Source organism: uncultured Pseudokineococcus sp. (assembly GCF_947499845.1).
Taxonomy (GTDB): Bacteria; Actinomycetota; Actinomycetes; order Actinomycetales; family Quadrisphaeraceae; genus Pseudokineococcus.
In genome coordinates this window covers 62,866-86,279 of sequence record NZ_CANMPM010000001.1, presented here as the reverse complement: position 1 = coordinate 86,279, position 23,414 = coordinate 62,866, and the positions used below count along the sequence as shown (strand labels likewise).

Annotated in this window: 18 protein-coding genes, 1 tRNA gene and 1 pseudogene; 9 read left to right on the top strand and 11 right to left on the bottom strand. The window is 75.5% G+C overall.

The features are described 5' to 3' along the window. Nucleotides 1-157: 157 nt before the first annotated feature. Both Q0789_RS00380 and Q0789_RS00375 read left to right on the top strand, forming a co-directional pair. A complete protein-coding gene (locus tag Q0789_RS00380; protein WP_298801222.1) occupies nucleotides 158-787 on the top strand; it encodes a hypothetical protein in 630 nt (209 codons plus the stop codon). A 130-nt stretch (nucleotides 788-917) separates the two neighbouring features. Continuing rightward, nucleotides 918-3,206 carry an HNH endonuclease signature motif containing protein gene (locus Q0789_RS00375; protein WP_298801221.1) on the top strand — a complete coding sequence of 763 codons (2,289 nt, stop codon included), beginning with the start codon at nucleotides 918-920 and terminating at the stop codon, nucleotides 3,204-3,206. Between the two features lie 46 nt (nucleotides 3,207-3,252). Here Q0789_RS00375 and Q0789_RS00370 read toward each other — a convergent pair whose 3' ends face one another. The 6 genes from Q0789_RS00370 to Q0789_RS00345 all read right to left on the bottom strand — a co-directional run bounded on the left by Q0789_RS00370 (nucleotide 3,253) and on the right by Q0789_RS00345 (nucleotide 9,062). Beyond that, nucleotides 3,253-4,122, bottom strand: a complete 870-nt coding sequence (locus Q0789_RS00370) for a carbohydrate ABC transporter permease (RefSeq protein WP_298801220.1) — start codon at nucleotides 4,120-4,122, stop codon at nucleotides 3,253-3,255. Continuing rightward, nucleotides 4,119-5,084, bottom strand: coding sequence for a carbohydrate ABC transporter permease (locus tag Q0789_RS00365; RefSeq protein WP_298801219.1), 966 nt, complete (start codon nucleotides 5,082-5,084; stop codon nucleotides 4,119-4,121). The genes Q0789_RS00370 and Q0789_RS00365 overlap by 4 nt, the downstream gene beginning before the upstream one ends. Further along, nucleotides 5,081-6,385: a sugar ABC transporter substrate-binding protein gene (locus Q0789_RS00360; RefSeq protein WP_298801218.1), complete on the bottom strand. Its 1,305-nt coding sequence runs from the start codon at nucleotides 6,383-6,385 to the stop codon at nucleotides 5,081-5,083. Before Q0789_RS00360 ends, Q0789_RS00365 begins: the two co-directional genes overlap by 4 nt. Nucleotides 6,386-6,570: 185 nt before the next feature. Beyond that, a complete protein-coding gene (locus Q0789_RS00355) occupies nucleotides 6,571-7,503 on the bottom strand; it encodes an aldo/keto reductase family oxidoreductase (protein ID WP_298801217.1) in 933 nt (310 codons plus the stop codon). Between the two features lie 3 nt (nucleotides 7,504-7,506). Then, on the bottom strand, nucleotides 7,507-8,367 hold the full coding sequence (locus tag Q0789_RS00350; protein WP_298801216.1) for an aldo/keto reductase: 861 nt from the start codon (nucleotides 8,365-8,367) through the stop codon (nucleotides 7,507-7,509). Between the two features lie 68 nt (nucleotides 8,368-8,435). After that, nucleotides 8,436-9,062, bottom strand: a complete 627-nt coding sequence (locus tag Q0789_RS00345; protein WP_298801215.1) for a TetR/AcrR family transcriptional regulator — start codon at nucleotides 9,060-9,062, stop codon at nucleotides 8,436-8,438. 96 nt (nucleotides 9,063-9,158) lie between these two features. Here Q0789_RS00345 and Q0789_RS00340 point away from each other — a divergent pair, with 96 nt between their 5' ends. The 3 genes from Q0789_RS00340 (at nucleotide 9,159) to Q0789_RS00330 (ending at nucleotide 12,763) form a co-directional block, all read left to right on the top strand. Further along, nucleotides 9,159-10,766, top strand: coding sequence for an NAD(P)/FAD-dependent oxidoreductase (locus Q0789_RS00340; RefSeq protein ID WP_298801214.1), 1,608 nt, complete (start codon nucleotides 9,159-9,161; stop codon nucleotides 10,764-10,766). An 80-nt stretch (nucleotides 10,767-10,846) separates the two neighbouring features. Then, complete coding sequence (locus Q0789_RS00335) at nucleotides 10,847-11,713, top strand: 3-hydroxyacyl-CoA dehydrogenase (protein ID WP_298801213.1); 867 nt, start codon at nucleotides 10,847-10,849, stop codon at nucleotides 11,711-11,713. Between the two features lie 90 nt (nucleotides 11,714-11,803). Further along, nucleotides 11,804-12,763 carry an alpha/beta hydrolase gene (locus Q0789_RS00330; protein WP_298801212.1) on the top strand — a complete coding sequence of 320 codons (960 nt, stop codon included), beginning with the start codon at nucleotides 11,804-11,806 and terminating at the stop codon, nucleotides 12,761-12,763. 403 nt (nucleotides 12,764-13,166) lie between these two features. Here Q0789_RS00330 and Q0789_RS00325 read toward each other — a convergent pair. After that, nucleotides 13,167-13,239, bottom strand: a tRNA-Thr gene (locus tag Q0789_RS00325). Nucleotides 13,240-13,286: 47 nt separating this feature from the next. Between Q0789_RS00325 and Q0789_RS00320 the strand changes: the two genes are divergently transcribed. Further along, the gene (locus tag Q0789_RS00320) at nucleotides 13,287-13,739 is read left to right on the top strand and encodes an HIT family protein (protein ID WP_298801211.1); all 453 of its coding nucleotides are present in this window, start codon (nucleotides 13,287-13,289) and stop codon (nucleotides 13,737-13,739) included. A gap of 106 nt (nucleotides 13,740-13,845) precedes the next feature. On the opposite strand, the gene Q0789_RS00315 is transcribed toward Q0789_RS00320, so the two are convergent. After that, on the bottom strand, nucleotides 13,846-14,514 hold the full coding sequence (locus Q0789_RS00315) for a hypothetical protein (protein ID WP_298801210.1): 669 nt from the start codon (nucleotides 14,512-14,514) through the stop codon (nucleotides 13,846-13,848). 234 nt (nucleotides 14,515-14,748) lie between these two features. Between Q0789_RS00315 and Q0789_RS00310 the strand changes: the two genes are divergently transcribed. After that, nucleotides 14,749-15,693: a formate/nitrite transporter family protein gene (locus Q0789_RS00310; RefSeq protein ID WP_298801209.1), complete on the top strand. Its 945-nt coding sequence runs from the start codon at nucleotides 14,749-14,751 to the stop codon at nucleotides 15,691-15,693. Between the two features lie 102 nt (nucleotides 15,694-15,795). Then, nucleotides 15,796-16,233: a cyanase gene (gene cynS, locus Q0789_RS00305; protein ID WP_366917586.1), complete on the top strand. Its 438-nt coding sequence runs from the start codon at nucleotides 15,796-15,798 to the stop codon at nucleotides 16,231-16,233. A gap of 31 nt (nucleotides 16,234-16,264) precedes the next feature. Here cynS and Q0789_RS00300 read toward each other — a convergent pair whose 3' ends face one another. Beyond that, the gene (locus tag Q0789_RS00300) at nucleotides 16,265-17,779 is read right to left on the bottom strand and encodes a GntP family permease (RefSeq protein WP_298801207.1); all 1,515 of its coding nucleotides are present in this window, start codon (nucleotides 17,777-17,779) and stop codon (nucleotides 16,265-16,267) included. 277 nt (nucleotides 17,780-18,056) lie between these two features. Between Q0789_RS00300 and Q0789_RS00295 the strand changes: the two genes are divergently transcribed. Beyond that, on the top strand, nucleotides 18,057-18,827 hold the full coding sequence (locus Q0789_RS00295; RefSeq protein WP_298801206.1) for an SDR family oxidoreductase: 771 nt from the start codon (nucleotides 18,057-18,059) through the stop codon (nucleotides 18,825-18,827). 76 nt (nucleotides 18,828-18,903) lie between these two features. On the opposite strand, the gene Q0789_RS16680 is transcribed toward Q0789_RS00295, so the two are convergent. After that, complete coding sequence (locus tag Q0789_RS16680) at nucleotides 18,904-19,941, bottom strand: glycoside hydrolase family 76 protein (RefSeq protein WP_366917585.1); 1,038 nt, start codon at nucleotides 19,939-19,941, stop codon at nucleotides 18,904-18,906. Nucleotides 19,942-20,940: 999 nt separating this feature from the next. Further along, nucleotides 20,941-23,256 (bottom strand): annotated as a pseudogene (locus tag Q0789_RS16675) (GH92 family glycosyl hydrolase); the annotation flags it as partial. Nucleotides 23,257-23,414: the final 158 nt, after the last annotated feature.

Sequence of the window (23,414 nt, the reverse complement as noted above, 5' to 3'; positions counted from 1 at the left end):
CCCCGGCGCCAGTGGGGAGGACGCTAGGAACGCCGTGTTGCGGTGGCGTCGCGCTGTGTGACGAGCGAGACAACTCGGTCTCACAGCCGCCGAGAGGGACGGAGAGGTCGCCGTGCACCGGCCGCACCTCCGTCCAGGCTGCGACTACCGTCGGGCCGTGCGCCCTCCCGTCACGCTCGACCTCTTCGCCGAGGTGGCCCAGCAGGCCCTCGAGGCCGACGACCCCCTGGCGGCCGCCTCCCGCCTCACGGCCTGGGCCGAGGACCCCCACCCGGACGACGAGGTGAGCACCCGCGAGCTGCTCTCCACGGCGGGGACCCTGCAGGGGGCGGGCGGTGACGTCGACGGCGGCGTCGCGCTCCTGCACCGGGCGATCGCGACCGACGGCCCGGCGGAGACGGACCCGCGGGGAGGCCTCTACGGCCTCCTGCTGCGCGCCGGGAGGCAGGAGGAGGCCGACCGTCTCGCCCAGGAGCTCCGCCGGGAGCGCCCGACGCCCGCGGAGGCGCTCGGCGACGTCGCCCTCTCGCTGTGGGAGCACGGCCGGCTCGAGGACGCGCACCGCTGGTACACGCTCGCGGCCTCCCGTGTGCTGCGCGACACCGAGACCGACCCGGGGAGCCCCGGGGTCGACGCGCTGCCCGGGCTGCTGGCGGACCGCGCCGAGCTGCGCGCGGAGCTCGACCTGCCCGCCGACGAGCTCGACGAGCTGGGCGGGCAGCTGGACCTCGAGGACCACGACCACGAGGATCTGGACGACGTGGGCGGTCTCGACCCCCGCACCTGAGCCGCTCGACGACGGGCGGCGACCGCCGCGGCCCTCCTCGGGCTGCGCACAGGGGCGAGCCCAGCCAGCCCCGTCCACAGGCAGCGCTGACGTGGACCCGTTGTCGGACCTCGCCTCTAGTCTCGTACACATGTTCGAGATGGGGCGACGGGATGGCGACGGGGACGTCGCGCCGCTGTCCTCGCCCGTCCACGCCGGCCCGACCTCCAGCGCCGACCACGGCGCCGCAGACCTGGTGCACGAGACGGGGAGGGTGCGGTCGGCGGTGCGGGCGGGCGCTCTGAGCCGGGTGCAGGCGGTGGTCGCGTTGGAGGCGGCGCGGTCGAGCGCGTGGGCGGGGCTGCTGCGGCAGGTCGCGGCCCTGGTGGACGAGGTGTCGGTGACGGGCGGGCCGGCGGCGCCGCTGGCCGACTGCGACGGGTCTGGCGTCGGCGACCGCGGGAAGGGCGCGGTCGGTGTCGCGGTGCGGGATGGGGGCTCCGACCCGTGGTCTGGCCCCGGGTCTGACCCGGGGTCGGCGCCCGGGCCGACGTCGGGGGCCGGCCGGGACGCTGGTCTGGCGTTCGAGGCCGCCGCGGCCGCGCTAGCCGTCGCGCTGGTCGTGCCGCTGCGGCGGGCGCAGGACCTCGTCGCCGAGGCCCTGGCGGTGACGACCCGCCTGCCGGTGACCCTGGCCGCGCTGGAGGCCGGGCGGATCGACCCCCAGCGCTCCCGCCTGGTGGCCGAGGAAACCGTCGCCCTGTCCCCGGTGCACGCCGCGAAGGTCGACGCGGCCCTGGCCGACGACCTCGGCCCGCTCACCGTCCCCGCGCTGCGGGCCCGGGTACGTCACCTCGTCACGACGACCGACCCCGAGGCGGTACGCCGGCGGGTGCGGCGCGCGACCTGCGCCCGCGGGGTCCGCCTGTTCCCCGTCGAGGACGGGATGGCCCAGCTGGTCGCCACGGGCCCGGTGCTGGACCTGGCCTGCGTGTTCGAGCGCCTGACCACCACCGCCCGGGCCCGCGCAGGGGAGCACGGGCGCCTCGACCCGCACGCCGCGACCACCGCGGGCCTGGACCCCCTGGCCCTGGGTGACGGTGCCGCCGGGGGGCTGCCGGACCGGCGGGGCATCGACGCGCGCCGCTTCGACGCCCTCGTCGACCTCGCCACCACCACCGACCTACCCACCGGCACGCACGCCGCCGCCTTTGCCACGCGAGCGGACGCGAACGCCAGCGCGGGCACAGCCCCGGCGGGCGCCACGGTCACGCCCCGGGCGCGCAGCCCGCACGGCCCGCAGGTCACCGTGGCTCTGACCAGCCTCCTCGGCCTGGACGACGACCCCGCCCAGCACCCCACCCTCGGACCCGTCCCGGCCGTGGCCGTCGCCGAGCTCCTCGCCGCAGGTCACCGCTTCCGCCGCGCCCTGACCGCACCGGCAACCGGCCACCTCGTCGGCCTCGACGGACACCTCCTGACCTTCGACCCCACCACCACGACCACGAAGACGGCGTCGACGTCGACGACGACGGCGACGTCGCCGCCCGACCCACCGCGGGAGGGCCGGCGGGCGGCACCCGCCCGACGCGGCCGCACCACGGCGATCACCGTGCGCGTCGACACCCCCGACGACCCCACGCCGTCGCCACCGACATCACCAGCGCCTGAAGTGTCTCCCGCCGCCGCAGCGCCGTCGCTGCCGTCACCGTCACCGTCACCGTCTCCGTCTCCGTCGGAGCCGGTGACGGGGTCCTCGTCGACCTCGCGGCACACCTCGCTGCGCCACGCGGCCCGACGGTCCGCCTGCTCCTACGCCGCCGCGACCGGCGGACCCGGCCCCTACACGCCCACCGAGGCCTGCGCCCGCTGGGTGAGAGCCCGCTCACCCCGCTGCCAGGCCCCCGGCTGCCGGATGCCCGCCACCCGCTGCGACCTCGACCACCGCACCCCCCACGCCACCGGCGGACCGACGTGCCCGTGCAACCTCGACGTCCTCTGCCGGCGCCACCACCTCGCCAAGCACCACTTCGGATGGGTCGCCGTCCCGACCTCCGACGACCCCACCGACCCCTCCCTCACCTGGACCACCCCGCTCGGCCAGGTCGTGGACGTCCCGGCGCAGCCCCTGCTGCCGCGACCCGCGCCCCGCGTCGACGACGACACCTGGGAGCAGACCACGGCCGCTGACGCGGCCGCCGCCGCCCTCGAGGACCACCTCCTCGGCGGACCCCGCTACCCCCACCGCGACAACGCCGCCCACGACCTCGACCGGGTGCACGCCGAGCTCGCCCGCCATCAGCACGAGGTCACCCAGCCCCCGTCCGGACCAGGGGGCGGGAGGTCCGTGCTCGACGAGGCGACCACCGGAGAGCCCGGCGCGACGGCCCGGACCGATGTCACCCGCGGATGGAACGACGCCGGCCCACCGCCCTTCTGACGCTGACGTCCTCGGCGGACCAGCTCGACCCGGTGCAGCGAGGTCGTCAGCGGATGCCGCTGCGCGCGAAGCCCTGCACGAAGTAGCGCTGGAAGACGAGGAAGAGCACGACCATGGGCGTCACGCTGATGAGGGCGAAGGCCATGGTCCCGCCGTAGTCGGCGCCGAACTGGCCCTGCAGGTAGAGCAGGCCGATCGGCAGGGTGAAGAGCTCGTTCTGGCGCAGCGCGATGAGGGGCCACGCGAAGTCGTTCCACGTCTGCAGCAGGCTCATGAAGAAGAGCACCGCGACGAGCGGCCGGCACAGCGGCAGCACCACCTGGAGGAACACCCGGAGGTGGCCGGCGCCGTCGATGCGCGCCGCCTCCACGAGCTCGCGCGGGATGCCGAGGATGAACTGGCGCGCGAGGAAGACCCCGAAGGCCGACGCCGCCGTCGGCAGGATCACCGCCCAGTAGCTGCCGTAGATCCCCAGCTCGGTGACGAGGCGGAACAGCGCCACCATGATCACCTGCACGGGCAGCATGAGGGTGGACAGCGCGACGAGGAAGAGCGCCGTCGAGCCGCGGAACCGGAGCTGGGCGAAGGCGTAGCCGGCCAGCAGGTTCACCGCCACGGTGATGAGCGACGTCACGAGCGCGATGGCGACGGAGTTGCCGAACCACGTGACCACGGGGAATGCCGTGAGGACGCGCTCGACGTTGGCGAGGGTCAGCTCGCGGGGCCACAGCCGCAGCTGCCCGCCGAGCAGCTCGGCGCGCGTGGACAGCGCCACGACGACCATCCAGTACAGCGGCGCCAAGGTGATGAGGGCGACGACCACGGCCGCCCCCGTCCGCAGCGCGCGCACCCGACGCTCGCGGCGACGGCGCAGGGCGCCCGGCGCCGACGTCACCACCTGCTCGGCGGCGCTCACTCGACGAGGTCCCTCGTGCGGCTGGTGCGCCAGCGCACCGCGGTCACGGCCAGCGTGAGCAGGAGGAGCACGACGCCGATGGCGGCGGCGTAGCCCTGGTCGCGCGTCACGAACCCGGTCTCGTAGGCGTACGTCACGAGCACGGACGTCGCGTCCCGCGGCCCTCCCCCGGTCATGACGAAGACGATGTCGAAGACCTGGAACGAGTAGATGACGTTCATGACGAGGAGGAAGAAGCTCGCCGGTCCCACCATGGGCACGGTGACGTAGCGGAAGCGCTGCCACGCCGAGGCGCCGTCGAGCGTCGCGGCCTCGTAGAGGTGCGCCCCCACGCCCTGCAGGGCCGCCAGGTAGATGAGCATGTTGAAGCCCACGCGCCACCACAGCGTCACGAGGACGACGGACGTGAAGGCCGCCGCCCCGCCGCTCTGCCAGGCCACCCCCGGCAGCCCGAGCGCCCGGATGATCCCGTCGAGGACGCCGCTGTTCTCGTCGAAGACGAGCACCCCGATGAGCGCCGTCGCGACCCCGGACACCGCCATGGGGAGGATCAGCACCGAGCGGAAGAACCCGCGCGCCGGCAGCGCGCCGTCGAGGAGCACGGCCGCGCCGAGGCCCAGGGCCATCGACGCGGGCGTGACGATCGCCGTGAAGAGCGTCGTGTTGACCACCGACCGCCAGAACGTGCCGTCGGAGAGCAGCCGGGCGTAGTTGTCGGCCCCGACGAACGTCCCCGCGCCGAAGCCGTCGGTGTCCTGGGTGCTGATCCACACCGCCCACGCCAGCGGCAGCAGGACGAAGAGGCCCAGCAGCACGAGGTTCGGCGCCAGGAAGGTGTACGCCGCCAGCGCCTCCCCCGGCGAGCCCCGCCGGGCCCGCCCGGGCGAGGGCCCGCGCTCGTCCGCCGCGGGCGCGGCGACGTCGACCGGGGCTCCCGCCGGCGCCGCGGAGGGGCTGGTCACCGCACCGCGTCGGCGATGCCGTCGGACAGGCCCTGCGCCGTCGTCGCCACGTCCTGGCCGCCGACGAAGGCCTCCTCCAGCTGGTCCTGCAGCACCGTGATGATCGAGGCCATGTCCGGCGAGGCGACCTGCGCCGAGTCCTGCGCCCGGACGACGGAGGCCTGGCCGAGGAAGACGGGCGCCAGGTCCGGGCGGACGTCGAAGGTGATGCCCTGCTCCACGAGGTCGGCCCGCGTCGGGAGCAGCGAGGCGCCCTCGCAGAACTGCCGCATCGACTCCTCCTCGGTGACCGACGCCAGCAGCGCCGCCGCGAGCTCGGGGTTCGCCGTCCCCGCCGTCGCGACGAGGGCGTTGCCGCCGAAGTCGCCGCCGCCGCGGACCCGCTGCGGCGCGAAGGTGGCGCCCCACTCGAAGTCGAGCGTGGACTCGGCGTCCGGGATGGAGAAGGCGCCGGACCAGACCATCGGCACCGTCTGGGCGTACCAGGTGTCCTGGGCGTAGGTCGAGGAGGTGACGGTGTCGTTGGGCGGCACCCACCCCTGCGTGAAGAACGACTGCGTGAACTCGACGGCCGCCCGCCCGGCCTCGGAGTCGATGGCGGGGCCGGAGAGGTCCTCGGTGAGGAAGCGCCCGTCGGCCTGGAAGAGCCAGCTGAGCCAGCGCGTGACGCCGTTGCCCTGCCAGTTGTAGGCGAAGGGGTACTGGTCGTCCGGCAGGGAGGCCCGCAGCGTCGTCGCGACGGCCGCGAGGTCGTCCCAGGACCAGGCGTCCTCGAGCCGCGTCGGGATGTCGGTGACGCCCGCCGCCTCGAGCGCGGGCAGGTTGAGCAGGATCGCCGAGGTGTCCGTGTGGTGCGGCACCCCGTAGGGCGAGCCGCCGTTCTGCACGGCCGCCCACGCCTGGGGGGTGAAGCGGTCGGCGAAGCCGCTCTCGAGGTGCGGCGACAGGTCGAGCAGCTGGCCGGCCCCCGCGTAGCTGCCGAAGGTGTAGTACGGGACGCGGAAGACGTCGGGCGGGTTGCCCGCCTGGATCTGCGCGTCGATGTTGCTGAACATCTGCTCGTACGGCACCACGTTGAGCGACACCGTGGCACCCGAGCTCTCCTCGAAGCGGCTCACCGCGGCCCGCAGGCCGGCGATCTCGGCGTCCGTCCCCCACGTCGTGAAGGTGAGCGTGTCGGCGCTGCCGCTCGCGCCGCCGGACGAGCCGTCCGAGGTCGAGAACCCGCCGCACCCGGCGAGGGCTGCGGGCAGCCCGAGGGCGCCGGCCGCCCCGAGCAGCTGTCGTCTGGTGAGGTCCACGGTTCTCCCTGGGTCTGCGCGCACGTCCTGCGTGGGCGGCCCGGGGGCAGGGGGTCACCGGCGCGCCGACCCCGGTCGGGCCCTGCGCGCGAGCAGGACCGTACTCCCGGGCCCCGCGGTTCGCGGGACCCGGGAGCAGGGCCGGAGAGCACGACCGGAGAGGAGGGCCGGTCAGGAGAGCAGGGTCAGGGCACCGTGTACCCGGCCGCGCGGAAGAGCTCGTACCACTCGGCGCGCGTCAGCGGCAGGTCGGAGCCCTGCGCCGCGGCGCGCACGCGCTCGGGGCTCGTCGTCCCCAGCACCACCTGCATCTGCGCGGGGTGCCGCGTGATCCAGGCCGTGGCCACGGCCAGCTTCGGCACGTCGTACTGGGCCGCGAGGCGGTCCAGCACCGCGTTGAGCTCGGGGTAGCGGTCGTCGTCGAGGAAGACGCCCGAGAAGAAACCCGCCTGGAACGGCGACCACGCCTGCACGGTGATGTCCTTCAGCCGGCAGTAGTCGAGCGTGCCCGTGTCGCGGGCGACCGACTGGTCGAGCGCCTGCATGTTCGAGGCGACGCCCTGCGCCACGAGCGGCGCGTGCGTGATGGACAGCTGCAGCTGGTTCGCCACGAGCGGCTGGCGCACCGACCGCTGGAGCAGCTCGACCTGCCCCGGCGTGTGGTTGGAGACGCCGAAGTGCAGGACCTTCCCGGAGCTCTGCAGCTCGTCGAAGGCGCGCGCCACCTCGTCGGGCTCGACGAGCGCGTCGGGGCGGTGCAGGAGCAGCACGTCGATGCGGTCGGTGCCGAGGGCCCGCAGGGACCCCTCGACGGACTCGGTGATCCGCTCGTAGGAGAAGTCGAAGTACGGCCCGTCGGGGACGATGCCGCACTTCGTCTGCACCGTCACGGCGTCGCGCTCGGACGGCGAGAGCTGCACCGCCTCGGTGAAGCGCTCCTCGCAGCGGTGCATCGACCCGCCGTAGACGTCGGCGTGGTCGAGGAAGGTGACGCCGGCGTCGCGGGCCGCGGCCCACCACTCCCGGATCTCCTCGTCGGTCTTGTCGGCGACGCGCATGACGCCGAGGACGACGTTGGGGACCTGCAGGCCGCTCGTGCCCAGGGGGACGGTCCTCACGGCTCAGGCCTCCGACAGCCGGGCGACCTCGTCCGCGGACAGCTGCAGCTCGGCAGCCCGCGCGGAGTCGGTGGTGGACTGCGGGCGCGACGAGCCCGGGATGGGGATGACGACGTCGGCGAGCGCCAGCTCCCACGCCAGCGTCACCTGGTGCGGGCTCACGCCGTGCGCGTCGGCGACGTCCTGGAACGCCGAGTGCTCGCTCCCGAGGTCGGAGGCCTTCGCGATGCCGCCGAGCGGGCTCCACGGGAGGAAGGCGACGCCCAGCGAGGCGCAGTGCTGCAGCTCGCCGAGGCTGGAGCGGAAGGCCGGCGAGAACTGGTTCTGCACGGACGCGAGGCGCCCGCCGAGGACGGCGTTCGCCTCGTCGATCTGGGCGACGTCGGCGTTGGAGATGCCGGCCATCTGGATGACGCCCTCGTCGAGGAGCTCGACGAGCGCGCCGACCGAGTCGGCGTAGGGGACGTCCGGGTCCGGGCGGTGGAACTGGTAGAGGCCGATGGCCTCCACGCCGAGGCGTCGGGCGGACTCCTTGGCCGCCGCCTTGAGGTGCTCGGGGCGCCCGTCCTGGGTCCACGAGCCGTCACCGGGGCGCAGGTGGCCGCCCTTGGTGGCGACGAGGACGCCGGAGGTGTCGCCGCCGTAGCTGCGCAGGGCCTCGGCCACGAGCTCCTCGTTGTGGCCGACCTCCCCCGCGTCGCGGTGGTAGGCGTCGGCGGTGTCGACGAGGGTCACGCCCGCGTCGAGCGCGGCGTGGATCGTGGCGACGCTGCGGTCGCGGTCGGGGCGCCCCTCGATGGACATCGGCATGGCGCCGAGCCCGATCGCGGAGACGGAGCGGGGTCCGAGGGTCCTGGTCTGCATGGCTCCGACCCTGGCCCCCGCACGACCGGACCGCCACCGCGCGGTGGCGCTCGGCGGCGGGACGCCCGTCAGGGGTCGGGCGTGCCGTACACGGCGGTGCACCACAGGTCGGTCAGGGCGTCGAGCACCGAGCCCGGCGGCAGCGACGGCTCCTCCCCCGCGAGCGACGCGGCGATCGCGCGCTCGTTCATCGTGTTGAGCAGCACGCTCGTGGCGCGCGGGTCGACGACCGCGCCGGCCCGTCCGCGCCGCTGCTCCGCCGTGATGGTCGCCGTCGTCAGGTCGACCCACCCGGCCAGGCGGCGCGACCACTCCTCGCGCAGCTCCGGCACTGTGGCGCGCGCCTCGGCCAGCGACAGGGAGACGGCCCGGTGCGCGCCGAAGACGTCGACGAAGACGGCCAGGCACGAGCGCCACCAGTCGCGGGACGGCTCGTCGGGCAGCGGGAGGGCCGCGAGTCGCGCGTCGACCTCGGCGACCATGCGGTCGAGCAGCTCGAGCAGCACGGCCTGCTTGGACCCGAAGTAGAAGTAGAAGGCGCTCCGCGACAGGCCGGCGGCCGCGGCCACCTCGTCGATCGAGATCTCCGCCAGCGGCCGCGTGCGCAGCAGGTCCTCGACGGCGTCGACGATGGCGCGCTGGCGGTCCTCGCCCGAGGGGCGGGGGGCCCGGCGGGCCCGCTGGGGCGTGCTCACCCTCCCGAGCGTAGGCGGCGGCCCCGTGGGCGCAGCCCCGCTCGACGCCGTGTCGATGCTCTCGACAGCCTGTCGAGGTCGTCGTAGCCTCCTCGCATGGGGTCGACGACGACCGGCACCGCCGGCAGCACCGCGCGCACCACCGACCACGAGCCGGAGCACCTCGACGTCGTCGTCGTGGGCGCCGGCCTCTCGGGCGTCGGCGCGGCGGCGACGCTGCTGCGGCGCCACCCCCACCTCGACCTCGCCGTGCTGGAGTCGCGCGACGTCATCGGCGGCACGTGGGACCTGTTCCGCTACCCCGGCGTCCGCTCCGACTCGGACATGTACACGCTCGGGTACGCCGCGCGCCCCTGGGCCGGCGAGAAGGCGCTGGCCGACGGCGACGACATCCGCACCTACGTGCAGGAGACCGCGACGGAGACCGGCGTCGCGCAGCGCGTCCGGTACCGGCAGCGGGTCGTCTCCGCGTCCTGGCGCAGCGAGGACTCCCGGTGGGTGCTCACCGTCCTGCACCGCACCCCCGGCGAGGGCGGCGCGGGCGCCGAGTGGCGCGAGGGCGAGGACGGGGCGACGTCGACCATCACCTGCTCCTTCCTCCTCGCCTGCACCGGCTACTACCGCTACGACGAGGGCCACCGACCCGAGATCCCCGGGCTCGAGGACTTCGCGGGCGACGTCGTGCACCCCCAGCACTGGCCCGCCGACCTCGACGTCGAGGGCCGGCGGGTCGTCGTCGTCGGCAGCGGCGCCACCGCCGTGACGCTCGTGCCCGCGCTGGCGCGCCGCGGCGCGCAGGTGACGATGCTGCAGCGCTCGCCCACCTACGTGGCAGCGGTGCCCTCGCGCGACCGGCTGGCGGTGCGGCTGCGCGGCCGCGTGCCCGAGCCCGTCGCCCAGAAGGCGGTGCGCGCCAAGCACATCGCCGGCTCGATGCTGCTCTACCAGTACGCGCGGCGGCGCCCCGCGGCCATGCGCGCTCTGCTCGAGCGCTCGGCGGCCGAGAAGCTGCCCGAGGGCTACGACGTCGCCACGCACTTCCGGCCCCGCTACGAGCCCTGGGACCAGCGGCTGTGCGCCGCCCCCGGGGGCGACCTCTTCCGCGCCATCTCGTCGGGGGCCGCGGAGGTCGTCACCGACGCCATCGAGCGGGTCGACGCCGGGGGCGTCCGCCTGGCCTCGGGCGGCCGCGTCGACGCCGACGTCCTCGTGACGGCGACCGGCCTGTCCGTGCTCGTGCTGGGCGGCATGCGGCTCGACGTCGACGGCCGCCCCGTCGAGCCCGGGGGCCGTCTCGCGTGGAAGGGCATGATGCTCGAGGGGCTCCCGAACCTCGCCTACACGATCGGGTACGTGAACTCGTCCTGGACGCTGCGCGCCGACCTCGTGGCGGGGGCCGTCGCCGACCTCCTCGGGACGATGCGGCGGCGCGGCGCGGGCGCCGTCGTGGCGCAGGCCCCGGCCGGCACGGAGGGCTCGCGCCCCGTCATCGACCTCGCGGCCGGCTACGTGCGCCGCGGTCTCGCCCAGCTGCCGCGCCAGAGCGAGCGGGCGCCGTGGCGCGTGCACCAGAACTACCTGCTGGACCTGGTCTCCCTGCGGCTCGACCGCCGCGGCCGCGACCTGCGGTTCCTCCCCGCGGGCACCCGGCCCGACGGCTCCCCCGCCGTCGGCGCACCACCCGAGGTCGTCCCGGCCGCCTGATCCGGCCTTCCTGACCGGTGGCCCCACGAGCACCGGCCCCACCGCCCACCCGGCCCCCACCGCACGACGACAGGAGCCCCATGCCCGCCTCCACGCCCGCGTCGCCCTACGCCCGCGTCACCGTCCTCGGGCTCGGCGTCCTCGGCGCGCAGATCGCGCTCCAGACGGCCGCGCACGGCGTCGACGTCACCGCCTACGACGTGGACGACGACGCGCTGAGCGCCGGCCGGCAGCGCCTGGAGCGCTTCGCGGGCGCCGCGGCGCACGACCTGCCGGACCTCGCCGACGCTTACGGAGCCGCCCCGGGGCGCATCCGCCTCACGAGCGACCTCGCCGACGCGGTGGGCGCCGCCGACCTCGTCGTGGAGGCCGTGCCCGAGCGCCTGGAGCTCAAGCGCGACGTCTGGGCGCGCGTCGGGGCGGCCGCGCCGCCGTCCGCCGTCCTGGCGACGAACTCCTCGAGCCTGCTGCCCAGCGCCATGGCGGACGCGACCGGCCGGCCCGAGCGCTTCCTCGCGCTGCACTTCGCCAACCGCATCTGGGCCCAGAACACCGCCGAGGTGATGGGCCACGCGGGCACCGACCCGGCCGTCGCCGACCAGGTGGAGGTCTTCGCCGCCGCCATCGGCATGGAGCCGATCCGGCTGCACCGCGAGCAGCCCGCCTACGTCCTCAACTCGCTGCTCATCCCGCTCCTCGGCGCGGCGGCCGAGCTGCTCCTCAAGGGCGTGGCCGACGTCGAGACCATCGACCGCACCTGGCGGACGGCCACCGGGGCGCCGGCCGGGCCCTTCCAGGTCTACGACGTCGTCGGCCTGCGGACCGCGCACGCCATCGCGAGCGCCGACCCGGCCTCCCAGGCCTGGGCCGACTACCTGCAGGAGAACTACCTCGACCGCGGGCGCTTCGGCGTCGAGTCCGGCGAGGGCTTCTACACCTACCGCTGACCCTGGCCCGCCCGCCCCGTTGGCCCCGGCCCGCACGGCCCCCCACGCCCGTCACCCACGTCCCGTCGCCCACGCCCTCCGGAGGACGCCATGCCCCTCGACCCCGGCACCGCCGCGATGCTCGCCGAGCTCGAGCGCCTGGGCCGCCCCGGCCCCGCCGACTCCGACGTCCCCGGGGCGAGGGCGGGGCTGCGCGCCTTCGCGGGCGTCGGTCGCACCGACCCGGCGGCGCTGCCGCCGGTGGCGTCCGTCGTCGACGGCGAGGCGGGCGGCGTCCGCACCCGGACCTACCGCCCGGTGGGGCTCGAGCCGGGCTCGCCCGCGCCGACCGTCGTCTTCCTCCACGGCGGGGGCTTCGTCGTCGGCGACCTCGACACGCACGACGTCCCGTGCCGCCTCCTGGCGGGCGACCTCGGCGCCGTCGTCGTGAGCGTGGACTACGGGCTCGCGCCCGAGCACCCCTTCCCGGAGGGCCTCGAGGACTGCTGGCGGGCGCTGCGCGCCGTCGCCGACGACGTGGACGACCTCGGCGGCGACCCGGCGCGGCTCGTCGTCGCCGGCGACAGCGCCGGCGGGAACCTGGCCGCGGTCTGCGCGCTCCGGGCCCGCGACGAGGGCGTGCCGCTGGCCGCCCAGCTGCTGCTGTACCCCGTGGTGGACCCGGCCGGCGACCACCCCTCCCGCGAGGAGAACGCGGAGGGCTACTTCCTCACCGCCCGCGACATGACGTGGTTCACCGGCCACTACCTGGGCGTCGACCCGACGACGGAGGAGGGCGCCCGCGCCGCCGCCGAGGTCGCCCGCGACGTCCGGGTCTCGCCGCTGCACGCCGACCTCGCCGGCGTCGCCCCGGCCGTCGTCGTGACCGCGGAGTACGACCCCCTGCGCGACGAGGGCGTCGCCTACGCGCGGGCCCTCGAGGCCGCCGGCGTCCGCGTCTCCCACCGGACGGTGCCGGGGCTCGTCCACGGCTTCTACGGGACCCCCCTGCCGGCGGCGCTGCGGGCGACCCACGAGGCGCACGCCGCGCTCGCCGAGCTGCTGCGCTGAGGGAGTGGCCTGCGCGGCCCCCACCGCCGGACCTCGTAGCCCTTCTGCGTCCCAGGGCGCCTGGGGAGAGGAGTTCGTAGCCTTCCTCCGCGCCAGGCTGCCCCTCGGGGAGACTTCGTAGCCTTCCTCCGTCTCGTGGGAGGGCAGAGGGGGACAGCCGGAGCGAGCCAGCAGCGGGACCAGACCGGCAACCGCCCGATGACACGTCGGGGGCGCACGGCAGAGCCCACCTCGGCCCACCTCGGGAGCCAGCAGCGGGACTCGAACCCGCGGGCCGCCCGATGACACGTCGGGTGCGCACGGCAGAGCCCACCTCGGAGCCCACCTCGGGAGCCAGCAGCGGGACTCGAACCCGCGGGCCGCCCGATGACACGTCGGGGGTGTACAGCAGCCCTCGGGAGCGAGCCAGCAGCGGGACTCGAACCCGCAACCGCCCGATTACAAGTCGGGTGCGCTACCAGTTGCGCCATGCTGGCGGTCGGCGCCGCGGCGGCGCCGAGGGCGAGGGTAGCGAGGAGGCGCCGTGCCCCAGGCCTTCAGCCCGCGGGGGTCGGACGCCCCGTGCGCCTTCTGCGCCGTCGTCGCCGGGGACGCCCCGGCCGAGGTGGTGCACCGCGACGACCGGCTCGTCGCCTTCCTCGACGCCCAGCCGCTGTTCCCCGGCCACGTCCTCCTCGTGCCCGCGCAGCACGTGCAGACCTACGACGAGCTGCCGGCCGACCTGGCGGGGCCCTGGCTCGCGACGGGGCAGGCGCTGCAGCGGGCGATCGAGGCCGCGACGGGCGCCGAGGGCGCGCTGCTGCTCGTCAACAACGTCGTGAGCCAGAGCGTCCCCCACCTCCACCAGCACGTCGTGCCGCGCTCGCGGGGCGACGGCCTGCGCTTCTTCCTCGGCCCCCGCCACCGGTACGCGCCGGGGGAGGCGGCGCAGGTGGCCGCCCGCGTCCGCGACCACCTCTCGGCGGCCCGGACCTGACGGACGCGCGGGGCCGACAGGACCTGCGGGGCTGATGGGACCTGCGGGGCTGACGGGGCGCACGTGGCGGACGGCGCGCCCGGTGCTGACGGGGCGGGCGCGGCCCTCAGCGCTGCGTGCGCCGTCGCACGCGCTCGGGCAGGTCGACGGCGAGGTCGGGCCAGTCCGCGACGGGTCGGGGCCGCGAGCCGGGGTGGCGGCGGTCGGGCCGTCCGTGCGGGTGGTCGGCCCACCGGGAGACGCCGTCGTCGGCGACGACGACCTCGCAGCGGTCGCCCACCTCGGCGACGTCGACGTGGGCGACGGGCTCGCACACGGCCCAGACGCCGCCGCCGGCCGCGACCGCGGCCCCGTCCGCGAGGCGGGCCTCCTCCCCGCCGCGCAGCCGGACGGCGCCCGTCGTCTCGTCGACCCACCCGAGGCGCTCCCCCGCCGCCCGCAGCGTCGCGTCGGGCCACAGCACGTAGCGGCCGAGGTCCCAGCCCGTCCCGACGACGACGAGGACGTCGTCGCGCAGCAGCCGACGGCGCCGGGCCAGGTGAGTGACGTCGTGCGGCACGGCGGCCGCCGTGAGCGCGGCGACGGCGTCGCGGCAGAGGGCGTCGACGCGGGCCCGCGAGGCGGCCGTGCGGGCGGTCGCCCCCAGCGGCGGCGCCGCGCGGCGCCCCGCCCGCCGAGGACCGCGACCGGCCGCCCCGGCCCCGCTCGCCCCGGCCGCGCTCGGCGCGACCTCGCTCGCCCCTGCTCCGCCTCCACCGACCCCGTGCTCCCCCATGCCTCCAGCATGCGCCCTCGCGCACGGGGCCCTCCCCGCCCTCGGTCGAGGGCGAGCGGCCCGCTCCCGACCGGTCGTCGCGCCATGGCCTCCGAGCGCCTCTCAGCGCGCGCCGGCAGCCGTGAGGTCATGGAGCGCTGGGCGTAACGGGACGGAAACCACGGGCGCGGGCCGTGCCCCGATGGTCGGGGCACGCGCTCGTCGGACCCCCGCACGCGGACCCCAGGAGGCCCCATGTCCTACGTCAGCCCGCCCGACTTCGTCACCAAGATGGTGGATGCCGGGCACGCCAAGGTCCTCATGAGCACGCGGGACACCCTCATCCGCGCGTACATGGCCGGGGCGATCCTCGCCCTCGCGGCCGCCTTCGCCGTCACGGTCACGGTCCAGACGGGGCAGGCCATCATCGGGGCCCTGCTGTTCCCCGTGGGCTTCTCGCTGCTGTACCTCATGGGCTTCGACCTGCTCACCGGCGTCTTCACGCTCGTCCCGCTGGCGCTCCTCGACAAGCGCCGCGGCGTCACCGTCCGCTCGATGTTCCGGAACTGGGGGCTCGTCTTCCTCGGCAACCTCGGGGGCGCCGTGACGGTGGCGCTCATGATGGGCGTCATCGTCACGACGGGCTTCGCCGTCGAGCCGAACGAGGTCGGCCAGCGGCTCGGGGAGATCGGCGAGGCGCGCACCGTCGGCTACGCCGAGTTCGGCGCCGCCGGGATGCTGACGCTCTTCATCCGCGCGGTGCTGTGCAACTGGATGGTCTCCACCGGCGTCGTCGCGGCCATGATGTCGACGAGCGTCTCGGGCAAGGTCATCGCGATGTGGATGCCCATCCTGCTGTTCTTCTACATGGGCTTCGAGCACTCGATCGTCAACATGTTCCTGTTCCCCTCCGGCCTGCTGCTCGGCGGCGACTTCTCGCTCGGCGACTACCTCGTCTGGAACGAGATCCCCACGGTCCTCGGCAACCTCGTCGGCGGCCTCACCTTCGTCGGGCTGACGCTCTACGCCACCCACGGGCGCACCCGCACGAGCCGCCGCGCCCAGCAGGTGGCCGAGGCGGAGCGGGCGGAGAGGGGGCGGGCCGAGGCGCAGCTCGCCGAGGCCGGCCAGGCCGCGAAGGCGGCCGTCGCCGCGCCCACGAGCGAGGCCCCGGTCCCGGCTGCCGCCGGCACCCGCTGAGCAGCGCCCCGTCCTGCAGCCGCGACGACCACCGCCCCTCCCCGGACGACGACAGGAGCACCCGTGACCACGACGACGACCGCCCCGACCACCACCCCGCTCATGAGCCGGCGCGACGCCGCGGCGCTCGTGCGCACCGCCCGCGTGCGGCAGGGCCTCACCTGGGCCGCCATCGCCCAGGCCCTCGACGCCCCCCTGGTGCGGACGACGGCGGCGCTGCTCGGGCAGCACCCCATGAGCGCCGAGCAGGCCGAGACCGCCTGCGCCCTCCTCGGGCTCGAGGACGCCGTGGCCGAGGCGCTGCAGCAGCAGCCGGCGCGCGGCATCGACCCCGAGCTGCTGCAGGACCCGACGATCTACCGCTTCTCCGAGGCGCTGGCCGTCTACGGCCCGGCGCTGAAGGAGCTGATCCACGAGGAGTTCGGCGACGGCATCATGAGCGCCATCAACTTCAAGGTCGACATCTCCCGGCGGGCGCACCCGGACGGCGACCGCGTCGTCGTCACCTTCGACGGCAAGTTCCTCGACTACCGCTGGTGAGCCGCCTCGGGGCCGTGGCGGGCGCCGTCGCTCAGAGGACGGCGCCCGCGACGAGCACCAGAGGGATCGAGCCGGCCCACACCGCCGTCGTGATGCCGGACCACCCCTGCAGCGCCGCCGTGCCCTCGAGGCCGGTGAAGCGCGTGACGACCCAGAAGTAGGAGTCGTTGAAGTAGCTGAGCACCATCGAGCCCGCGCAGCAGGCGAGCGCGGCGGCCAGGGGCGCGAGCCCGAGGTCGTCCACGAGCGGGGCCGACACGGACGCCGCCGTGATCATGGCGACGGTGCCGGAGCCCTGCGCCAGCCGGACGAGCGTCGCGATGAGGAAGGGCACGAGCACCCCGGGCAGGGCGAGGGAGGCGACGGCGTCCGCGAGCTCCTGGCCGACGCCCGAGTCGCGCAGCACCTGGCCGAGCGCCCCGCCGGCGCCGGTGATGAGGATGATGAGCCCGGCCGAGGCCGCGGCCCGGGCGAGCCAGCCGCTCACCTGGTCGCGCGTCGTCCACCGCGGCAGCAGCCCGTAGACGGCGATGACCACGCCGATGATGAGCGCCACCACGGGGTTGCCGAGGAAGGCGAGGACCGCGACCGGGCCGGACGGGTCGTACCCCTCGTCGCCCGAGAGCACGCCCTGCGCGTTGCGGTCGACGGCGGTGGCCACGGTGTTGGCGACGATGAGGGCCAGCGGCACGAGCAGCGGCAGGAAGGCGCGCAGCGTGCCCACGCGGTGCGGCCCGGCGCCGGCGGGCGGCTCGCCGAGCGCGGCGGCCGGGTCCTCCTCCGCCGCCGCGTCGTCCCGCTCACCCCCGCGTCGGTCGCTCGCCGCGCCCCTCGGCCCGTCCTCCTCGAGCACCGCGGCGCCCGCGCCCGCGCCCGCGCCGGCACCGGCAGCCCGTCCGTAGACGGCCTCGCGCACCTCCGAGGTCACGCGGCCCTCGAGCCGCGGGCCGACCCACCGCGCGTACGCGACGACGACGGGCAGCAGGACGAGCGTGAAGACGAGGCCGACGAGGATGAAGCCGCCGAGGTCGGCGCCGACGATCCCCGCGACGGCGAGGGGCCCCGGCGTCGGCGGCACGAGGTGGTGGGTCAGCGTCATGCCGCACCCGAGCGCGAGGGCCAGGGTCACGTAGCCGCCCCGCCGGCGGCGGGCGATGGAGCGCGCCAGCGGGTTCATGATCACGTAGCCGGAGTCGCAGAAGACGGGGATCGAGACGAGGGCCCCGGTGCCGCCCATGGCCCAGGGCTCGCGCCCGCGGCCGAGGGCGCGGACGAAGGCCCTCGCGAGCGCGTCCGCGGCGCCCGAGACCTCGAGGATCTTGCCGACCGCGACGCCGAGGCCGATGACGATCCCGATGGACCCGAGCGTGCTGCCGAAGCCGGCGACGATCGAGTCGAGGGTGTCCGTGGGCGCCGAGCCGGCCACGGTGCCGGTGAGGAGGGCGGCCACGAGCAGCGCCACGAAGGCGTCGAGCCGCGTCCGCAGGACGAGCACGACGATCGTCGCGATGCCGAGCACGAGGGCGAGGAGCAGCTGCAGGTCCACGAGCGGCCTCGTGGTGGACGTCGTCGTCCCGGCGGGTGCGCCGTCGCGCCCGCCCGTGCGCCGGGATGCCCGGTGCGTGCGCGATGCCTACCGTCTGCCGCACCCCGGGGCCACCCGAGAGACCCGCCCGGGGCACCCAGGACGACGCCGGCGTCGCCCGGGGGCGCAGCCAGCGCCTCCCCGCGACGCCGCACGCCGACGACGCAGCCCCCCGACGACGCAGCACCCCGACGACGCAGCACCCCGACGACGCAGCACCGAGCAGCAGGAGGCCCCCGTGAGCACCCCGCCCTTCCCCGACCAGCGCACCGCCGTCGTCACGGGCGCGGGCTCGCCCCGCGGCATCGGCCGCGCCCTGGCCGCCCGCCTCGCGCGCGAGGGCTGGGCGGTCGCCGTCATGGACCTCGACGAGGGCGCCGTCGCCGACGTCGCTGCCGGCATCGCCGAGGCGGGAGGTCGCGCCCTCGGGGTGGGCGTCGACGTCTCCGACCCCGCCTCGGTGGACGCCGCGGCCGCCCGCGTCGAGGCCGAGCTGCCCCCCGTCGTCGGCCTGGCCAACATCGCCGGGATCAGCTCCCCGACGGCCTTCTTCGACACGACGCCGCAGGAGTGGGACCGCGTCATGGCGGTCAACGCCCGCGGCGTCTTCCTCGCCACCCAGCGGTTCGGCCGCGGGATGGCCGACCGCGGCCTGGGGCGCGTCGTGTCGATCTCCTCGGTGTCCGCGCAGCGCGGCGGCGGCACCTTCTCGAAGTCCGCCTACAGCGCCTCCAAGGGCGCCGTCGTCAGCCTCATGCGGGCGGTCGCGCGCGAGCTGAGCCCCCTCGGCGTGACGGCCAACTGCGTGAGCCCCGGGCCCGTCGACACCGACATCATGGGCGGCCCCCTCGACGACGAGCGGCGCGCCGACATGGCCGCCGCCGGCCTCGTGGGGCGCGTGGGCACGGTCGACGACGTCGCCGCGCTCATGGCCTTCCTCCTCGGCCCGGACGCGGGCAACATCACCGGCGCCACGTACGACGTCAACGGCGGCCTGCACATGTCCTGACGCGCGACCGCCCGCCCCCGTGAGCGGGGGCGGGCGGCAGGACGCGGCGGCGCCCGGGTCGGCAGCGGTGCCGGGCTCAGTACAGGAGCCGCACCCGCTCCTGCGGCCACGCCAGGACGGCGAGCACCTGGGTGACCGCGGCCTGGTCCAGCAGCTCCGTGGTGCCGTCGTCGCCGGCGTACAGGCCGGTCGACGCGTCGAGGTCGCCGTCGTGCTGGCGCTGCGCCCACGCGGTGACCGCGTCGCGGTAGCGGGTGCCGCCCGTCGTCGCCTCGAGGAGCAGGAGGTTCTTCGCCCAGATGGCGACGAAGGCGCGGGGCTGGTCGTCCAGGCGCCCCTCGACGACGTAGTGCTGGTAGGAGGCCTCGGCGACCTCCTGCGCGTGCTGGAGGTACCGCTGCTCCCCCGTCGCCTCGAAGAGGAGGGCGTAGGTGCCCACGGGGACGCCCTGGTTGTAGGCCCACCGGGTCTGCTCGACCGTCCCGTCGAGGGACAGGTGGTCCGCGTACAGCCCGTCGGCCCCCAGCAGGTGCTCGTCGGTCCACCCGGCCATCCGCAGCGCCCAGTCCAGGTAGCGCTGCTCCCCGGTGATCATGTGCAGCCGCACCGCCAGCTGGGCCGCCGGCATCGTCGAGACGGTGTTCCGGTCGCGGTTCCCGGCCTGCTGCGTCCAGAACACGCCGCCCGGCGCCGCGTGCGTCGGGTCGTCGTCCCAGCCCGAGACGGCGAGCTCGAAGACCTGCTGCGCCCGCTCCAGCGCCGCCTCGTCGCCGGTCATGAGGTGCTGCTGCACCATCGCGAGACCGACCCAGAGGTTGTCGTCGTAGAAGAGGTCCCCGCCGTCGCCATACGGGGCGTGCGGGTATGAGTCGTAGCCGGGCAGTCCCGTCGCGCTGCCGGAGGCGTCCCAGTAGAGCTCCTGCGCCTCCCCGTGCCGCGCGAGGTCGTCGGCGTACGCCTCGCCGGCCTCCCCCGGCAGCCCGGTGAGGTCGAGCGCCGCGACGTGCGCCTGGGAGAACGGCCACTCGAAGGAGTACGGGCGGTCACCGGCGCGCGCCGGCACGCGCTCGGCGTACAGGCCCGACCGGTCGCCCGCGAGCAGGTGCTCCTGCATCGCCGCGTACGCCTCCTGCGCGTCCGCCGCCGGGTCCACGGGCTCCCCGGCGGCCGCGGGCGTGCGGGCGCTGATCGCCATGACCTTGAGGCGGCTCTCGTCGGGCAGCCGCAGCGACACGGCCTCGCGGGCCGGGTCCACGGCCAGGACGTCGTGCCACACGTGCACCGTGAGGCCGTCCCCACCTCCGTCGCGGTAGTACCGCCCCTGCGCCGTGAGCGCCGTCTCCTCGCCCAGTCGCGGGCCGCTCGCGGCCCAGTCGGTGGCGGTGAGGCGCGCCGTCGACGTCGACCCGTCGGCGTAGGTGACGACGGCGTCGCCGGCGAAGTCGCCGTTGTGGGCCGAGAGCAGGACGTCGAGGGCGGCGTACGAGCTCGGCTCGAACGCGATCTCCTGGCCGCGGGCGGCGACGAAGTTCGGTGCCGTGCCGGACGTCTCGGGCAGGACGTAGGTGCGGCCGCCCACGAGCCGCTCCCCGGGGGCGGGCAGCTCCTCGGCGGGGAAGCTCCAGCCGCCGCCGTCGAAGTCGCCCTCGGCGCGGGCGTCCGACGTCGCGACGCCGTCGACGTCGTAGGCGCCCGACAGGTCCACCGGGCACGACCCGCCCGGCTCGCCGCAGCGCGGGACCACCGTGACGACGGCGGTCCGCTCGACGACGTCGCCGGCGCGGTCGCGCGCGGAGAGGCGCACGTCGTAGGAGCCCGGCGCCGTCCCAGCCGGCACGACGACCTGCAGCGGCAGCTCCTGCGTCGTCGGCAGCCCCGCGGAGCGGACCCGCAGGACGTCGCGGTCGAGCTCGGCCCGCAGCGGCTCGTCGGCCGTCAGGTCGAGGCGCACCGTCGGGCGGCCCGGGTCGGTGACGACGAGCGTCGCCGTGAGGTCGACGACCTGGTCCTCGTCGCTGCCGAGGAGGTCGGTGCGCCCGGGCACGAGGCCGGCCGCGAGGTCGCTGCGGCGCACGCGACCGTCGACGAGCGGCTCGGGGGCCAGGTCGACGTCGGTGCCCCAGCGCGAGGGCTCGGGGCCCACCTGGAACGCCACGTCGCGGCCGGCGCGGATGTCGTCGCCCGTGATCCACGTGCGCGGCGAGGTGCGGCCGCCGACGCGCACGGACTGCACGTAGCGGTCGGTCTCCGACGTGCCGGGCGCGGTGATGGTGAAGGAGCCCTCCGGGTACCACTGCGGGTCGAGGGTGAGGGTCACCCGGTCGAAGACCGGCGTCGACAGCGACCACACCTCGGTGCCGGGCACCGAGGGGTAGATGCCCATGGCGGACAGGACCTGCCACGACGACATCGTCCCGAGGTCGTCGTTGCCCGTGATGCCCTGCGGGCCGTCGGTGAAGAGGGTCAGCGCGGCGTGGACGACGTCGGTCGTCTTCCACGGCTGGCCCGTCCAGCCGTAGACGTACGGCGCGTGGAGGTCGGGCTCGTTCTGGGGGTTGTAGGTGCTGAACCCGTAGTAGTCGTAGGCGCTGTTGACCCACACCTCACGGGCGGTGCGCTCGGGGTCCTCGAGCAGCTGGTCGTAGGCGAAGAAGCCGTCCAGCCGGGCGTTCGCGGCGTCCTCGCCGCCGAGGAGGTCGACGAGCTGCTGGAGGTCCTGCTGGACCAGCCACGTGTACTGCGACGACGTGCCCTCGTGGAAGCCGACGGCGTCCGCCGGGTCCTCCGGGCCGACGAAGAGGCCCTGGGCGTCCCGGGCGCGGAACGATCCGGTGCGCGGGTCGAAGAGGTTCCGGAAGCTCTGCCCCCGCAGGGCGAGCCGGCGGGCGTCGTCGTCGTGGCCGAGCGCGGCGGCCATCGTCGAGAGCGTCGCGTCGGCGAGCGCGTACTCGAGGGTCGCCGAGGCGCCGTGCTGGAGGTCGTAGTCGCCCGGCTTCCCCGAGAGCTGCGGCTCGTGCGGCACGTAGCCGTGCTCGAGGTAGTGCTCGTTGCCCGCGCGGCCGTTGTACTGGCTGCTGGCCGGCGGCACGCCGTCGGCGTTCTCGAGCAGGGCCTCGTAGGCCTCCTCCTCGTGGCCCGCGAGCAGGCCCTGGCGCCAGGCGGAGACGAGGAAGGGCGTCACCGGGTCCCCGGTCATGATGTTCGTCTCGACCGTGGCGTACGCCCACCGCGGCAGCCAGCCGCCCTGGTCCTCCACCACGAGGAGGGACAGCGCCATGTCCCGCGACTCCTGCGGGGCCAGCAGGGAGAGCAGCTGCTGCTGGGTCCGGTAGGTGTCCCACAGCGAGAAGGTCTGGTAGTAGGTGAAGCCGTCGGCCTCGTGGACCTGCTGGTCCCAGCCCGTGTAGCGGCCGTCGACGTCGGTGGCGACGCTCGGCGTCAGCAGGGAGCGGTAGAGCGACGAGTAGAAGGTCCGGCGCTGCTCGGGGGTCCCGCCCTCGGCGCGCACCTGGCCCAGGCGCTGCTCCCACGTCGCGTCGGCCGCGGCGCGGACCTCGTCGAAGCTCCGGCCGCCCTCGGCCGCGAGGTTGGCGCGCGCGCCGTCGGCGTCGACCCACGACAGCGCTGTCGTCTGCTCGACGGTGCGGTCCTCGCGGGCGTCGAAGCGCACGTAGGCGCCCTGGCGGTCGGTGCCCGACGTCGCGGTGCTGCCCGCGGTGACCTCGTCGCCCGACCAGGTGCCCACCTCGACGAAGGGGCGGTCGAAGGTGGTGGTGAAGTGCATCGTGTACGGACGGGTGCCCTGGCAGAAGCCGCTGCCGACGACGGTCGTCTCGATCGTGCGGTCCCCCACGACCCGCACGTCGCTGGACTCGACCCGGTGCAGCGCCTGGCCGGCGTTGACGAGGACCGTCGCCTCGTCCGTCTCCGGGAAGGTGTAGCGCGAGACGCCGGTGCGCGTCGTCGCCGTCAGCTCCGCCGTGATCGTCCCCGCGGGCGCCTCGAGCGGCACGGTGTAGTAGCCGGGCGAGGCGCTCTCGCCGTCGTGCGAGAAGGGCAGCGCGTACTGCGCGTAGTCCGTCGAGGTCACCTCGCCGGTCGTGGGCAGCACGGGGAGGTCACCGCCCAGGCCGCACCCGACGCCCGAGATGTGCGTCGCGCTGAAGCCGCGGATGCGGTCGCGCGTGTAGTCGTACCCCGTGGTGTGCCCGTCGTCCGGCGACAGCTGAACCATCCCGAACGGCAGGGACGCCCCGGGGAAGGTGTTTCCCTCGTCCTGGGTCCCGATGAACGGGTTGACGAGGTCGGTGAGCGACCCCTCGTCCGGTGGCGGTGGCGCCGGTACGGCCGAGGCGCCCGGCGCGACGAGGAGGCCCGCCACCAGCGCGGCGGCGGCGGTGAGCAGGGCGGGGCGGCGGGCGTTCAGCACGGCGGATCTCCCTGGGCGTCGATGACCAGCAGGGCCGGCTCCGAGGACGAAGCGGGCGAAGTGAGCCAACTCTCCTGTGACATCGATGTCAAGAGAGCCCTCGGCGTCCGGGTCCGTCATCGATCAGGGGAGACGCCGACGGGCGCGGCCCCTCAGGG